Genomic DNA, 14,424 nt, shown 5'->3' on the forward strand with positions numbered 1-14,424 from the left:
AATATCTCATCTGCATTTAATTTGAAGCATTTGTCGAATGTTATCGTTACAAATGTGTTCAGATTGTAGCCAATGTATTTTGCATAATCAATGGCATGTAGTATATTTTCTGTACCCTTATGGGTTAAATACTCAGTTCGCACTTAATAAATATTATTACTTTCCTTATCCTTTCAAAATTGACGATATCTAGCCTACATAAACTAAAAATCGCACCGAGGGTTTCTCGGGCTTTTGAGGATTTCCGTATTTGAAATTTTGGATTAAAAAATTGGGCAGATCAGATCGAATTAGATAAACTGTTCGCCTTCAGAAACAGCCCAACATCGACATCGCTTAAAGGACTACCAAGGAGCTGAATTCCGATCCTTGTAATCTTTGGCAAATTCCCATGCTTCTTTGAAGAGATCGAACCCTCTTTTAAGATCATGTTGTCGGGCAAATTCACCGAGTTCTTTTACGGTGTTGAGATATTCATCGATATCTACGTTACTGAAGTCTATCCTTATCAATCATGAGGAACCCTGCACCCTTAACGAATGCGACCTGTTGAAATTAATTAAAAAATATAGATCGACAAGAAAAACCTTATCGATCTATATTTTCAACAATACATGAATTACATCCAGAAGTCAAGCGTTATTTGAAGTCATTCTCGAGGTTTTTCAAGAATTTCTGGGTGGTTTGCAAATAATGGCCTTTCCCATAACGGGCGGTCATTGTTTTGAACTTATGACCCATGAGTCTGCTCTGCAATTCTTCTGGAACGTTGTGTTCCCGCATTCTATCGGCAAACAGATGTCTCAAGCCACGCGGTGAATGATCATCGCTTTCATTCAGATTATTCTCATTCAGGAATTTGCGAATGGCGTTCGAAGCGTTATCCGGCCCGTTAGGGTCTGCATAGCGCGTGAAACCTTTTGGGAATTCCTGAAAGGCTTTCAACGCCAGTCCGACGAGGGGAATAATGCGTTTGCGAAACTTGGTCTTGGTTCCCCGCGTTTTGTTAACCCGTATGATTATGTGCGGGACTGCATGATTGAGCTTGATGTCGGTATTTGGATCAAGCCCGCATAGCTCTTTGTATCCACATCCTGTATCGATCATCGCGAAGAGCAAAGCGCGTGCGCAGTCATTCATGCTTTCAAAGGGATTGCCAGTGAGCCAGCGCCTTTTGATGAATTCTGTTGAATAGACGCTCGTATTCGATTCATCATCGTCCTCGTCAAAGTTCAATTTGTCGAAGACTGTCCCATCATTGAGGTCATGCTCCTTGTTAAAGCCGGATAACAGCGTGCGAATATGCATGACGTATTTGTTCGCTGTGTTTTCGACAGTTTTCCCATCACTTATTTTCTTTTTCAAGAATGCATGAAAGCTTTTGGCATCGTCACGTGTGAGCTCAGACACCAGTTTATCGGTCCCGATATGATCGATCAAAGTTTTGATCGCCAGCCTTCGTGGATTAAGATGCTTGCGGCGTGAGTTGTCGTCGAGCTTGTTTAGTCGGTAGTCTTCCCGAGCTTCATAGAGCTCAACAAGCTTGGACAGATGAGTATCGCGTTCCGAGGCATTGAAGAATGACTTGAAAAGGAACGGGTCCTTGCTCTTGGTTTTGCGCCATTCAGATGCAGTTTTGAAGAGAAGGTTGGGCTTTGCGATGACTTTGCTCAAATCAATGAGTTGATGGCCTCTTGAGCCGCAAAAGCCTCGAACAAAATCGCTTCTTTTGTTGAGACGCCGTCCTGCAACATCTTCAATCGCTGTTCAGCGGCAATATCAGCTTCACCATAGAGCTGAAGTGCTTCGCTTTTTGAAGATGTTCGAAGGGAGGATTTTATTTCTCTTTTTCCAGCAGCTTTGCGCAGGAATGGCGGGACTGCCCGTCGGTAGAGATAGAAACCGTTATGTTCGTAAAGATATGGAATATCAGCAGAAACTTTTTTCAATTGTACCTTTCCTTGTACCACCAGCGCATACAGCCAATGGGAAAACCTATTAAAATCAAGAACTTAAAATATAAAAAGCCTGACTGACTGGAGCGGGCGAAGGGATTCGAACCCTCGACCCCAACCTTGGCAAGGTTGTGCTCTACCCCTGAGCTACACCCGCTCGCGCCAGTCGTTTCCGTCAGGCAGGCGCTATATGAACTAACGCCCCGGAGATTGCAACAGGGAAATTACAGGAAAATGTCGTTTCAACGAAATTAGCTGCCGGTTAATTGATAAGTATCTGTAAATATTATGCTTTCCAGAATGCATGTTGTGTTCTCTGCTGCGTTTTCTCGTCAAAGCAAGAAAAATGAGTCTCCACGGATAATGGAATCGGCTGTCAGAGGCGCGAGCGAGGCTGGTGCGTTTTGCGCGAACAATCCAATTTGCTTTGCATGGTTTCTAAGCCTGTATCCATGGTCTATAAGCGCTGTTGCAAGTCGTCGAAGCGTGAGGAGCGTGATGACATGCTCAATATATCCAATGCAGAACAGAATGGGGTGGAATCATGCCTTTGTCGCCGAGCGAACTTCACGATTATTTTCAGAAACTCGGTATCGAAGTGAAAACTGTCGAACATCCTCCCTTGTTCACGGTCGCGGATTCCCAAAGCCTGCGTGGTGAAATCCCGGGCGGCCATACGAAAAATCTCTTCCTGAAAGACAAGAAAGACAATTTCTTTCTCGTGACAGTCGAGGAGGACGCGGTGGTCGATCTGAAGTCGATCCATCAGCTGATTGGCGCGGCGAGCCGTGTTTCGTTCGGCAAGTCGGAAAAGCTGATGGAATACCTGGGTGTGATTCCGGGTGCAGTTACGGTGTTTGGTGCGGTCAACGATACTGCACATAATGTGCAGGTCATTCTTGATGCCGATCTGATGAAATATGACGTCATCAACGGCCATCCGCTGACCAACGAAGCCACGACTTCCATCAAGCGCGAAGACCTCGTCGCTTTCCTCACTTCCACCGGACATGAACCGCGCATTCTCGCCGTTTCCGAAGGTGCGAAAGCGGACACTTCGGTATAAACTGATTTTCAAAACGGGCGGCTTTCTTGCACACGGCAATTGGCAATTGAAGTGAGAGGCAGGAGCGCTAAGTTACAGCGCAACTTGCTGAAACGACCGTCTTGAAATTGGCTTTTGAAGATACGAACTGAAAGAACGACACCGGCTTGTATGCGGACCGTCGCATCGGTCGGAAAATACGAAGGAATTTCTTATGACCAGCCAGAACAATCCTTATGCCGGTGCAGGTGGCCAGATGACGGCAAATGTTTCTTTCGGTTCGGCACCAGCCGCTGCCGGAGGAACTGATCTCGTCAAGGACACGACGACGGCAGGTTTCCAGGCGGATGTAATTACCGAATCCCGCAATCAGCCCGTGCTGGTGGATTTCTGGGCGCCATGGTGCGGACCTTGCAAGCAGCTGACACCGATCATTGAAAAGGCCGTGCGGGACGCTGGTGGCGCCGTCAAACTGGTCAAGATGAATATCGACGATCATCCGGCCATTGCTGGTCAGCTTGGTATTCAGTCCATTCCGGCGGTCATTGCTTTCGTCAATGGCCAGCCGGTCGATGGTTTCATGGGGGCCGTCCCTGAATCGAAGGTGAAGGAATTCATCGCCAAAATCGGTGGGCCGAGCGACGCGGAAGCGGCGCTTGCCGAAGCCATCACAGCCGCGAATGAGCTGATCGAAGCCGGTGATTTCGTTCAGGCGTCGGAGATTTTCTCGTCCATCCTTCATGCCGTTCCAGATAATGTCGATGCGATTGTCGGTCTTGCGACCTGCCTTCTGGAATCCGGCGATGCGGAAAAGGCGCGGGAAATTCTGGCCCAGCTTCCGGCTGACAAACAGAATGCGCCTGCCGTTCGAGCGCTGGAAGCGCGCCTTGCACTGGCTGATCAGGTCAAGCTCATCGGTGATCCGATTGCGCTTGAGAAGCGAATTCAGGCTGATCCGAAGGATTATCACGCCCGGTTTGATCTTGCGCAGGTGCGTAATGCACAGGGGCGGCGTGAAGATGCGGCTAGTGAGCTGCTTTTCATCATGAAGTCCGACCGCGAATGGAATGAAGACGGCGCACGCAAGCAGCTGCTCCAGTTTTTCGAGGCATGGGGCAATGCCGATCCGGCGACGCTCGGCGCGCGGCGCAAGCTTTCGTCGCTTCTGTTCTCCTGATCGCGAGCGGTCGGGAGCATGGCGGGCAAATTATGCATTGTGCGCCATGCGGATTCCAACTGTTAGGACACATGTTTCGTGAGTCCTAATGCATGTCTCCCAAAAGTGGGAACCGGTTTTGGGATAAAGACATGCATGAAAACAAAAGCTTAAAGCGTATTGTAAGAGTACGATAAAACGCGATACGCTTTTGAGGAGGTTGTAATGCAGGTGGGCAATGCCCGTTACAGAACGGGCGCCGATATACCCGAGACCGTGCCGGTTTTCCCGTTGAAAGGGGCGCTGCTTCTGCCCGGAGGCCAGCTTCCGCTCAATATTTTCGAACCGCGCTATCTGGCGATGATCGAAAATGCCCTGGCGGGCAAGCGCATCATCGGCATGATCCAGCCGAAAATCGATGGCGACGATGACGAGACGATCGATGAGCTGGATGAAAGCCTCCGTCCGCAATTGAGTAATGTCGGCTGTCTTGGCCGTATCACGACCTTTGCCGAAACGGGTGACGGTCGCCTGCTGATTACCTTGCAGGGTATCTGCCGATTTCGCGTGCGTGAAGAAGTACATTGCCGTCAGCCTTACCGGCAATGCCGGATCATGCCGTTTCTGGCCGATCTGGAGGAGGCGCGGGATTCGTCGGAAATCGACCGGGATGCTTTGCTGGGTGCTTTCCGCGATTATCTCGAAGCGCACAATCTGGAAGCCGACTGGGACAGTATTGCACGGGCAAACAATGAAACCCTCGTCAACGCGCTCTCCATCATGTCGCCTTTTGGCCCTGCAGAAAAACAGGCCCTTCTGGAAGCGCCCGATTTGAAGACGCGTGCAGCAACTTTGATTGCCATTACCGAAATGGTATTGGCCAGAGTAAAGGACGACGATTTCGGATCGCGGCTGCAATAAACTTCGGGAATAAGATAATGGACGACAAGACGCAAACCGGCAATATCGACGTACGTCTGCTGGAACTTCTCGTATGCCCGCTTACCAAAGGGCCGTTGGAATATGACGCGGAACATGGCGAGTTGATCTCGCGCAAGGCAAAGCTTGCCTATCCGGTCCGGGGTGGAATCCCGATCATGCTGCCATCCGAAGCGCGCAGTTTGACGGAGTGACCGCAGGCCGATTTGCAGATTGTGGGAACTCTGAAACGTCGAACTGTGTCTGCTTTATCGGCTGTTATATAATTTCTGCATAAGCCTCTATCTTTTTCATAAGTTTCAGCCATGCGCATTATTGCTTGTCGGACAACAGGGCTCTATAACCCTCGCGGAACTAGATAAAGATGGTTTCGGACGGCGTCATGCCATTCGTTACTGTCGTGAATTTGAACGCAATATTCTCGGCGAAACGGCTCCCTATTCTCCCGAATATGCGAAACAAAACAGAGGCTTGGCATTATGGCATCCAGAAAACTCCTTCTCCTGCCCGGCGACGGCATCGGTCCAGAGGCGATGGCGGAAGTCCGCAAGATCATCGCTTTCCTCAACTCAGGCCTCAATCTCGGCTTTGAAACTGAAGAAGGTCTGGTTGGCGGCTGCGCTTACGACGCGCACGGTCAGGCGATTTCCGATGCTGATATGGAGAAGGCGCTGGCCGCTGATGCCACGCTGTTCGGCGCTGTCGGCGGTCCGAAGTGGGATAGCGTACCTTACGAAGTGCGCCCGGAAGCTGGTCTTCTGCGTCTGCGCAAGGACATGCAGCTTTATGCAAATCTGCGTCCGGCCATCTGCTACCCGGCGCTGGCTCATTCTTCGTCGCTGAAGCCGGAAGTGATCGAGGGTCTCGACATCCTTATCCTGCGTGAGCTGACCGGCGGCGTTTACTTCGGGGAGCCGAAGGAAATCATCGACCTCGGCAATGGCCAGAAGCGCGGTATCGATACGCAGGTCTATGACACCTACGAGATTGAGCGCATCGCCGATGTCGCCTTTGAGCTGGCGCGCACGCGCCGCAACAAGGTTACGTCGATGGAAAAGCGCAATGTGATGAAGTCGGGCGTCCTGTGGAATCAGGTCGTCACCGCGCGTCACAAGGAAAAGCACGCCGACGTTGAACTTGAGCATATGCTGGCTGACGCTGGCGGCATGCAGCTTGTGCGTTGGCCGAAGCAGTTCGACGTTATTGTGACGGACAATCTTTTCGGCGACATGCTGTCTGACGTTGCCGCAATGCTGACCGGTTCGCTCGGAATGCTGCCGTCCGCTTCGCTCGGTGCGGTCGATTCCAAAACCGGCAAGCGCAAGGCGCTTTATGAGCCGGTACACGGTTCCGCGCCGGACATCGCTGGCAAGGGCGTTGCCAATCCGATTGCAATGATTGCTTCGCTTGCCATGTGCCTGCGTTATTCGTTCAACCTCGTTGAAGAAGCGGATCGCCTGGAAGCGGCAATCGCACAGGTTCTGGATGATGGTCTGCGCACTGCCGACATCTGGTCGGAAGGTAAGACCAAGATTGGCACCGTCGAAATGGGCGATGCCATCCTCGACAAGTTTTCGAAGCTTTCCGCTCAATAAGCGTGACAAGACCGCTTGCTGAAAGCCCGCCATGCACTTCGCATGGCGGGCTTTTCTTTTTTGAATAAGTGCCCGATTTGAGGCTGTAAATTCATGCTGTGCTGCATAAGAATAGCGGCATGTTGTTCACGCTCCCAGATCAAAACAAACTCTACGACGCACTTGTCGCCCGTGATGCCGCTTATGAGGGCAGGGCCTATGTCGGTGTTGTCTCAACCGGAATTTTCTGCCGCCTGACTTGTCCGGCGCGGAAACCGAAACAGGAAAACTGCCGCTTCTTCGCATCGGTCGCCGAATGCATGGCCGACGGTTTCCGGCCCTGCAAAAGATGCCATCCGCTACAGCCCGCTGCGGAGGCGGAGCCTTCCGTCAAGAAGCTTCTCGACGCGCTTGAGGCCGATCCGGAACGGCGCTGGAGCGAAGAGGATGTTGCCCGGATGGGGCTTGATGTCTCGACTGTCCGTCGCAGTTTCCGCCGTCATTTCGGAATGACATTTCTGGAAATGGCGCGGCAGGAACGTTTGCGGCATGGTTTTCAGGCGCTTGCCGATGGTGGGCGCGTGATCGATGCCCAGATTGATGCGGGTTTTGAATCTCCCGAAGCTTTTCGCAATGCCTTTGCGCGCATTCTTGGACTTCCACCCGGCAAATTGCGGGGTGATGGCTTGTTGCGTGCCGACTGGATAAAGACACCACTTGGCACGATGATTGCGATCTGCGATGCACGAAGCCTGCATCTTCTCGAATTCGCTGATCGCAAGGCGCTATCTGCGGAACTGAAGAAGCTTTATGCTACCTGTCGCGGTGATCTGGTGATCGGTCGTTTCATTACCCATGATCTTGTCGAGCAGCAGTTGAATGCCTTCTTCGACGGCAATTCTCCGACGTTCGATTTGCCGCTGGTGCTGCATGGCAGTGCATTTACGCAAGGGGTCTGGCGTGAACTTCAGAACATCCGGGCAGGGGAGACGCGTAGCTATAGTGAACTCGCGCAGGCCATGGAAAAACCGCTTGCCGTGCGTGCAGTCGCGCGGGCCAACGGAGCGAACCAGATTGCCATCATCATTCCGTGCCATCGTGTGATCGGTGCGGACGGATCGCTGACCGGTTATGGCGGCGGTCTTTGGCGGAAGCAGAAGCTGATCGAAATCGAAGCGCAATATCGAAACAAGTAACGCTTTCTCCAGGAGTACGTGTTGGAAATGAAAACGCCGCCCTTTCGGGCGGCGTTTTGTTTCGATTAACAGGCGATTACTCAACCTTGTGCAGATCGACATCCTTGGTGTCGCGAACAAAGATCAGGCCGATAATCAGCGTCATGAGCGCGATGATGATCGGATACCAAAGACCATAGTAAATATCTCCCTTCGCCGCGCTCATTGCAAAGACGGTTGCCGGTAGCAGGCCACCGAACCAGCCATTGCCGATGTGATAAGGCAGCGACATGCCCGTGTAACGGATACGGGTCGGGAACATTTCCACCAGAATAGCAGCAATTGGACCGTAAACCATCGTCACATAGATCACGAGGATCGTCAGAATGAGGATGGTGAAAGGCCAGTTGATTTCATCCGGATGGGCAATCATCTTGAACGCACCCGCATCAGGAATGGTGAAAACCTGCTGGTCGCCAATGGTGGCGGCCTCTGCTGCGGGAATGATCTTTGCGGCAACCATTTCATCTGCTGTCATGGATGTCGCGGCACCGGCACGAACTGCAGCTGCATCCAGAGCCAGTTCCGGGTTGGCGGCGATGAATGCATCAAGTTTCGCGTCCGGAACTTTTGCCGGGCTGCGAACCAGCGGGAAACCAGCCTTTTGTAAGGCGAGATTTACATCGTGAGCAAAGGCTGGTGTGCGTACCGCAGCATCCGCCGCGGTTGCGTCATACGATGTGATGACGGAATCACCCAGCGTAATGGTTGCAGTTGAACCAGCAGGGCCTTCAACGACCGTATAAGGCACGGACGAACGCGACAGGAACGACGTTGCCACATCGCAAGACGTGGTGAACTTCGCAGTGCCGACAGGGTTGAACTGGAACGTGCAGTCACCCGGTGCAGCGGTCACGGTTGCGTTGACGGTTGCTTCGGCGCGGGCAAGCGCTGGATTGGCACTATGCGTGAGCGCTTTGAACAACGGGAAGTATGTCACGATGGCAAGGGCAAGACCCGCCATGATGATTGGCTTGCGGCCGACTTTGTCGGAGAGCCAGCCCCAGAACAGGAAGAACGGGGTGGCGATCAGAAGTGCTATCGCAATCATAATGTTCGCGGAGATGCTTTCGACCTTCAGAACGTTTTGAAGGAAGAAGAGGGTGTAGAACTGACCGGAATACCAGACAACAGCCTGACCCGCAGTAAGACCGAACAGTGCGATCAATGCGATCTTCGCATTTTTCCATTGGCCGAAAGCTTCCTTGAGTGGCGCCTTGGACTGTTTGCCTTCTTCCTTCATCCGCTTGAATGCAGGCGATTCACTCATCTGCATACGGATCCAGACGGAAATACCGAGCAGGAACACGGAAATAAGGAAAGGAATACGCCAACCCCAGCGCGCAAAATCCTCAGCCGTCATCGAATTCTGGATCAGGAGAATTACGATCAGGGACAGAAACAGACCGAAGGTAGCGGTAGTCTGAATCCACGACGTATAGAAACCACGACGACCGTTGGGCGCATGTTCCGCCACATAAGTAGCCGCGCCGCCATATTCGCCACCAAGAGCCAGACCCTGGAGCATGCGCAGGCCAACCAGAATGATCGGGGCCGCGATGCCGATGGAGGCCGAGCCGGGAAGAACACCAACGAGGAACGTCGAAAGGCCCATCACCACGATTGTGACGAGGAACGTATATTTACGACCGACAAGGTCACCGATACGCCCGAAGAAGAGTGCTCCGAACGGGCGCACAAGGAAACCGGCAGCAAAGGCCAAAAGGGCGAAGATGTTGCGGGTCGTTTCCGGATATTCGCTGAAGAAAACAGCGCCGATATAGATAGCCAGTGAACCGTAGAGATAGAAATCGTACCATTCAAAGACGGTACCCAGCGAAGATGCAAAGATAACCTTGCGCTCCTCACTCGTCATTTTAGGCGCGCGCACATCGGCGCTCGACGAAACTGCCATGAATCTGTCCTCCCAAACAGAGCTATATAGGGACGGTCATCTTTCACCGGGAAAGTGAAAACCATCCGTTGCACCTCGACAGGTTCCTCTCAACCTTCAAGGCGCTCTCCTCACACTTGTATGATGAACTGAAAAAGGGGATTCGTGCAGTAGTCTTTAGTATGAGATAGAATTGTCAGCTTGAAATACTATCAAAGACGGCAAGAGCCTTAAAAAATGCGCTTCTTGAAGAGGTAGAGAATTGACTCCATCTATAAACCGCGTAAAAGCAGTGGCGAACGAAGGAGAACCCGCGTGGATCGCGTCAACGTAGCGTCAGTTTCGCTTGGAACTGCCGGCATTTTTGCCGGGGCAGCGCGCATGCCTTCGATTTCCAAAACACTCACGGCCATTACTAAAACGACCACGAAAACGGTCTGATTCCCTTGGCCTGCTCGCCCTCTCCCCGGGTCTGGCCCGGGGGCGGAAGTCCCGCGTGGCCTGCGGGGTTCCGAATCTGGAAGCGGAGAGGGACAGGAGACGAAAAATGGGTTTCAAGGTTGCAGTTGTCGGCGCCACCGGAAATGTCGGGCGCGAAATGCTCAATATCCTCGAAGAACGCGGCTTTCCGGCTGACGAAGTTGTTGCGCTTGCATCGCGCCGCAGCCAGGGCACGGAAGTGTCCTATGGCGACCGGACGCTGAAGGTCAAGGCGCTCGACACGTATGATTTCTCCGATACGGACATCTGCCTGATGTCTGCTGGCGGCGAGATTTCCAAGGAATGGTCGCCGAAGATCGGCAAGCAGGGCTGCGTCGTCATCGATAATTCCTCGGCCTGGCGTTATGACTCGGAAGTGCCGCTGATCGTGCCGGAAGTGAACCCGGATGCAGTCGAAGGCTTCCGCAAGAAGAACATCATTGCCAATCCGAACTGCTCGACGGCTCAGCTCGTCGTGGCTCTGAAGCCTTTGCACGATGTTGCCAAGATCAAGCGCGTCGTCGTCTCGACCTATCAGTCGGTTTCGGGTGCAGGCAAGGAAGGTATGGATGAGCTGTTCGAACAGTCGCGCGCTGTTTTCGTCGCCGACCCTGTCTCAGCGAAGAAGTTCACCAAGCGCATCGCGTTCAACGTGATCCCGCATATCGATGTCTTCATGGAAGACGGCTACACCAAGGAAGAATGGAAGATGGTGGCCGAAACCAAGAAGATGCTTGATCCTAAGATCAAGCTGACGGCAACTGCCGTTCGCGTTCCGGTCTTCATCGGTCACTCCGAAGCGGTCAATATCGAGTTCGAAAACCCGATCACGCCGGAAGAAGCACGCGAGATTCTGCGCGAAGCTCCAGGCTGCCAGGTTGTCGACAAGCATGAGAACGGCGGCTACATCACGCCTTACGAATCCGCTGGCGAAGATGCGACTTATATCAGCCGTATCCGTGAAGACATCACCGTCGAGAACGGTCTGGCTCTGTGGGTTGTTTCCGACAATCTGCGCAAGGGCGCTGCTCTCAACACGATCCAGATCGCTGAATTGCTGGTCGCGCGCGGCCTTATCAAGCCAAAGGCGCTTGCTGCCTGATCTACTGTACTCAATACTGATATTAAAAAGCGCCGGTCACCCGGCGCTTTTTTGTTAGCGGGAAATGCTATCTGAAAGATTGCCGCGTATATTGAGCAATCGCGTGCGTAAATCCTGCAACTCATCGATTGGCTGACCAAGTGCGCAGAACACCTGTTCGGGGATGCTCTCGGCTTCCATGCGCAGTGCCTTGCCTTCGTCAGTCAGTGTGATGCGGACTTGTCGCTCGTCCTGCGGGTCACGCCGCCGCGTAATGCGTCCGGCGGCTTCAAGGCGCTTCAGCAGTGGGGTCAGGGTTCCTGAATCGAGATTGAGCTTTGCGCCGATCTCCGAGACCGTCCGGTCGTCTTGTTCCCAGAGCACGATCATCACCAGAAACTGCGGATAGGTCAGATCAAGTTTGCTCAGAATTGGCTGGTAGGCGCGCGTCAGTGCATTCGCGGTCGAGTAGATCGCAAAGCAGACCATGTTGGAAAGACCGAGATTGGAATCCTGATCGTCGCGCTTCATCATGATAACTCCTTGGCGAATATATACATCATGCGCAATTGGATTGCGCGTCACATAATTGTGAAATTAAATTTTGCAAAATTATATTGTGCACAATTTAATTATCTGCAAGTTTGGCTACGGAGATAAACCAAAGGAGAAGCCCAAATGCCAATTCTGTACACAACCCAATCCTCAGCAACCGGCGGCCGCACCGGCAGCGCCAAGACTGCCGACGGACGGCTCAGTGTCGTTCTCGATACGCCGAAGGAACTCGGCGGTTCGGGCGGCGAAGGCACCAATCCTGAGCAGCTTTTCGCTTCTGGCTATGCGGCATGCTTCCTGGGCGCGTTGAAATTCGTTGCCGCCAAGGAAAAGGTTGCCATTTCGGCTGATAGCACCGTGACTGCGACGGTTGGCATAGGTCCGCGTGAAGATGGCACTGGCTTCGGGCTTGATGTGGCGCTGCAAGTGGCACTTCCGGGCGTGGACAAGGCGAAGGCCGAAAAGCTTGTTCAGGCTGCACATATCGTCTGCCCATACTCGCATGCAACACGCGGCAATATCGATGTTCGTCTGAGCGTCGCTTGACAAAGAAATGCAAAAGGCGCCCGATGAGGGCGCCTTTGTTTTATGGGTGCGCCGAGCATGGCGCGTGGTGCGCAAGCATCGCTCGACCGGGATGGTATCCGTTCGATGACTTGGAGGTGAAAGTCCTCTACGGGCCCTGGTGATGGGAACCGTTAGCCGAACAGCAAGGGCGTTGTCGTAAGGCGGGGTCTGAAGGAAGCTGTAAGCAAAGTGCCGGCCTGACGAACAGGAAGCGCATAAGAGGCAGTCGCATCAGGGCAAGGGGGCCCATTTACCCAAAGCCCGATATCACCCGGATGATGCGGCTGTAGATGCGACAGGTATATGGCATGAAGGTCACGCGTCTTACCTCGGGAGATCTGTCGCCTCGCCACCGGCAACGGTGTGCTACCGCCGCTGAGAAGCGACGGAATAGGGCGGCAGAAGTCAGCAGATGCCGTAGTAGCCGTACCGGACGGCGAAGGGCTGAACATGAAGTGTCGGATGGAGAACGATCTTTCGATGACGACAGCAGATGCAGATAATGGAGCTGAAACGCCCCATGCCCATGCGGAAGGTAGTGGCCGGAAGCTGCGAGAGGATGCCTTGGGCGCATCAAACGTCACGGCAGGATCGTCCAACTCACAACCGAAGGACGCGATGCAACTGATGGAAATGATCGTCAGTCGCGATAACATGATAGCGGCCTTACACCGCGTGGTGTCGAACAAGGGAGCGGCGGGCATCGACAAGATGAGCGTTGGCGACCTGAAGCAGCATCTCGTATCGCATTGGCCGCGCATCAGGGAAGACCTGCTGGCGGGTCGGTATGAGCCAGCGCCGGTGCGCGGGGTGGAAATCCCCAAGCCCGGCGGCGGGAAACGCCTTCTTGGCATTCCCACGGTTCTCGACCGCCTCATCCAGCAGGCGATACATCAGGTGCTGATGCCGATCTTCGACCCAGGCTTCTCCAATTCCTCTTTCGGCTTTAGGCCGGAGCGGAGTGCCCATGATGCGATCCTTGCCGCACGGTCCTATGTGGCCGACGGTTACCGCGTTGTGGTTGATCTTGATCTGGAGAAGTTCTTCGACCGGGTAAACCACGATGTGCTGATGGCACGAGTGGCACGCAAGGTCTACGACAAACGGGTGCTGCGGTTGATCCGCCGTTATCTGCAAGCCGGGTTGATGATGGGCGGGATGACGACAATGCGAAGCGAGGGAACGCCGCAGGGCGGTCCCCTGTCTCCGCTATTATCGAACGTCCTGCTCGACGATCTGGACAAGGAACTGGAACAGCGCGGACATCGCTTCTGCCGCTACGCCGACGACTGTAATATCTATGTGCGGTCAATACGTGCCGGTCAACGGGTGATGGCTTCGCTCACCGCCTTCCTTGGAAGGAGACTGAAGCTGAAGGTCAACGCCACCAAAAGTGCTGTTGACCATCCATGGAACCGGGTCTTTTTGGGTTATACGATGACGTTCCACCGTATGCCCCGCCTCAAGGTGGCGGTACAAAGTGTGAAGCGTCTTCGTGGCAAACTGAAAGCCCAGTTCCGGGCTGGGCGTGGCCGGGCCATTGACGCCACCATCAAGGACCTAGCGCCGATCCTGCGCGGCTGGACAGCTTACTTTAAGCTGGCTGACGTGAAGGGGACGTTCGAGGAAATGGATGGATGGGTTCACCGCAAGCTGCGGGCTACCCTGTGGCGGCAATGGACGAAACCAGCCGCGCGCGCAAGAAACCTGATGCAACGAGGCATAAAGAAGGAGCGTGCATGGATAAGTGCCAGCAATGGCCGGGGACCATGGTGGAATGCCAGAACCTCACACATGCACGAAGCCCTACCGAATGCCTACTTCACCAAAATCGGGCTGATCTCGTTCCTGAAGGAACACCGACGCCTATACTACGCTTCATGAACCGCCGTATACGGAACCGTACGTACGGTGGTGTGGGAGGAGGGCCTAAAATGCCCTCC

General features: G+C 53.4%; 12 protein-coding genes, 1 tRNA gene and 2 pseudogenes. 9 read left to right on the plus strand and 6 right to left on the minus strand.

What is annotated here, in order from left to right; genetic code table 11:
- Positions 1–639: 639 nt before the first annotated feature.
- From OANT_RS16990 to OANT_RS17000, 3 genes are all read right to left on the minus strand, one after another.
- Positions 640–1,674, minus strand: a complete 1,035-nt coding sequence (locus OANT_RS16990; RefSeq protein WP_040128384.1) for a tyrosine-type recombinase/integrase — start codon at positions 1,672–1,674, stop codon at positions 640–642.
- Positions 1,671–1,949 (minus strand): DUF6538 domain-containing protein, encoded by a 279-nt coding sequence (locus tag OANT_RS16995; RefSeq protein ID WP_040128382.1) that lies wholly within the window; start codon positions 1,947–1,949, stop codon positions 1,671–1,673. The genes OANT_RS16990 and OANT_RS16995 overlap by 4 nt, the downstream gene beginning before the upstream one ends.
- Positions 1,950–2,037: 88 nt before the next feature.
- Positions 2,038–2,112, minus strand: a tRNA-Gly gene (locus OANT_RS17000).
- 387 nt (positions 2,113–2,499) lie between these two features.
- Between OANT_RS17000 and OANT_RS17005 the strand changes: the two genes are divergently transcribed.
- From OANT_RS17005 to OANT_RS17030, 6 genes are all read left to right on the plus strand, one after another.
- The gene (locus tag OANT_RS17005) at positions 2,500–3,021 is read left to right on the plus strand and encodes a prolyl-tRNA synthetase associated domain-containing protein (protein WP_012092724.1); all 522 of its coding nucleotides are present in this window, start codon (positions 2,500–2,502) and stop codon (positions 3,019–3,021) included.
- A gap of 193 nt (positions 3,022–3,214) precedes the next feature.
- A complete protein-coding gene (gene trxA / locus OANT_RS17010) occupies positions 3,215–4,177 on the plus strand; it encodes a thioredoxin (RefSeq protein WP_012092725.1) in 963 nt (320 codons plus the stop codon).
- A gap of 204 nt (positions 4,178–4,381) precedes the next feature.
- A complete protein-coding gene (locus tag OANT_RS17015) occupies positions 4,382–5,077 on the plus strand; it encodes an LON peptidase substrate-binding domain-containing protein (protein ID WP_012092726.1) in 696 nt (231 codons plus the stop codon).
- Between the two features lie 17 nt (positions 5,078–5,094).
- Complete coding sequence (locus tag OANT_RS17020; protein ID WP_010658483.1) at positions 5,095–5,289, plus strand: Trm112 family protein; 195 nt, start codon at positions 5,095–5,097, stop codon at positions 5,287–5,289.
- Positions 5,290–5,574: 285 nt separating this feature from the next.
- Positions 5,575–6,690, plus strand: a complete 1,116-nt coding sequence (leuB, locus tag OANT_RS17025) for a 3-isopropylmalate dehydrogenase (protein WP_012092727.1) — start codon at positions 5,575–5,577, stop codon at positions 6,688–6,690.
- A gap of 119 nt (positions 6,691–6,809) precedes the next feature.
- The gene (locus OANT_RS17030; protein ID WP_012092728.1) at positions 6,810–7,865 is read left to right on the plus strand and encodes a bifunctional transcriptional activator/DNA repair enzyme AdaA; all 1,056 of its coding nucleotides are present in this window, start codon (positions 6,810–6,812) and stop codon (positions 7,863–7,865) included.
- A gap of 76 nt (positions 7,866–7,941) precedes the next feature.
- Here the strand turns inward: OANT_RS17030 and OANT_RS27440 are convergent.
- A pseudogene (locus tag OANT_RS27440) lies at positions 7,942–8,310 on the minus strand (MFS transporter); the annotation flags it as partial.
- Positions 8,311–8,384: 74 nt separating this feature from the next.
- Positions 8,385–9,819, minus strand: a pseudogene (locus tag OANT_RS17035) (MFS transporter); the annotation flags it as partial.
- Between the two features lie 526 nt (positions 9,820–10,345).
- On the opposite strand from OANT_RS17035, the gene OANT_RS17040 reads away from it, so the two are divergent.
- Entirely contained in the window at positions 10,346–11,380 is a 1,035-nt protein-coding gene (locus OANT_RS17040; RefSeq protein WP_010658488.1) for an aspartate-semialdehyde dehydrogenase, read from the plus strand.
- A gap of 54 nt (positions 11,381–11,434) precedes the next feature.
- Here the strand turns inward: OANT_RS17040 and ohrR are convergent, their stop codons facing one another.
- Positions 11,435–11,890 carry a transcriptional regulator OhrR gene (gene ohrR / locus OANT_RS17045; protein WP_040128728.1) on the minus strand — a complete coding sequence of 152 codons (456 nt, stop codon included), beginning with the start codon at positions 11,888–11,890 and terminating at the stop codon, positions 11,435–11,437.
- A 147-nt stretch (positions 11,891–12,037) separates the two neighbouring features.
- Between ohrR and OANT_RS17050 the strand changes: the two genes are divergently transcribed.
- Positions 12,038–12,460, plus strand: coding sequence for an organic hydroperoxide resistance protein (locus OANT_RS17050; protein ID WP_012092731.1), 423 nt, complete (start codon positions 12,038–12,040; stop codon positions 12,458–12,460).
- A 501-nt stretch (positions 12,461–12,961) separates the two neighbouring features.
- Positions 12,962–14,365 (plus strand): group II intron reverse transcriptase/maturase, encoded by a 1,404-nt coding sequence (gene ltrA / locus OANT_RS17055; RefSeq protein ID WP_011982869.1) that lies wholly within the window; start codon positions 12,962–12,964, stop codon positions 14,363–14,365.
- The last annotated feature ends 59 nt before the right edge of the window (positions 14,366–14,424 follow it).

Origin of the sequence: Brucella anthropi ATCC 49188, from assembly GCF_000017405.1 — a bacterium.
Lineage (GTDB): Bacteria > Pseudomonadota > Alphaproteobacteria > Rhizobiales > Rhizobiaceae > Brucella > Brucella anthropi.

Excerpts from the sequence above, each read along its gene's own strand:
- ohrR (WP_040128728.1), bottom strand. The coding sequence starts at position 11,890 with ATGAAGCGCGACGATCAGGATTCCAATCTCGGTCTTTCCAACATGGTC.
- OANT_RS17050 (WP_012092731.1), top strand. The coding sequence starts at position 12,038 with ATGCCAATTCTGTACACAACCCAATCCTCAGCAACCGGCGGCCGCACC.
- leuB (WP_012092727.1), top strand. The coding sequence starts at position 5,575 with ATGGCATCCAGAAAACTCCTTCTCCTGCCCGGCGACGGCATCGGTCCA.
- trxA (WP_012092725.1), top strand. The coding sequence starts at position 3,215 with ATGACCAGCCAGAACAATCCTTATGCCGGTGCAGGTGGCCAGATGACG.
- ltrA (WP_011982869.1), top strand. The coding sequence starts at position 12,962 with ATGACGACAGCAGATGCAGATAATGGAGCTGAAACGCCCCATGCCCAT.
- OANT_RS17040 (WP_010658488.1), top strand. The coding sequence starts at position 10,346 with ATGGGTTTCAAGGTTGCAGTTGTCGGCGCCACCGGAAATGTCGGGCGC.
- OANT_RS17015 (WP_012092726.1), top strand. The coding sequence starts at position 4,382 with ATGCAGGTGGGCAATGCCCGTTACAGAACGGGCGCCGATATACCCGAG.
- OANT_RS17030 (WP_012092728.1), top strand. The coding sequence starts at position 6,810 with ATGTTGTTCACGCTCCCAGATCAAAACAAACTCTACGACGCACTTGTC.
- OANT_RS17020 (WP_010658483.1), top strand. The coding sequence starts at position 5,095 with ATGGACGACAAGACGCAAACCGGCAATATCGACGTACGTCTGCTGGAA.
- OANT_RS17005 (WP_012092724.1), top strand. The coding sequence starts at position 2,500 with ATGCCTTTGTCGCCGAGCGAACTTCACGATTATTTTCAGAAACTCGGT.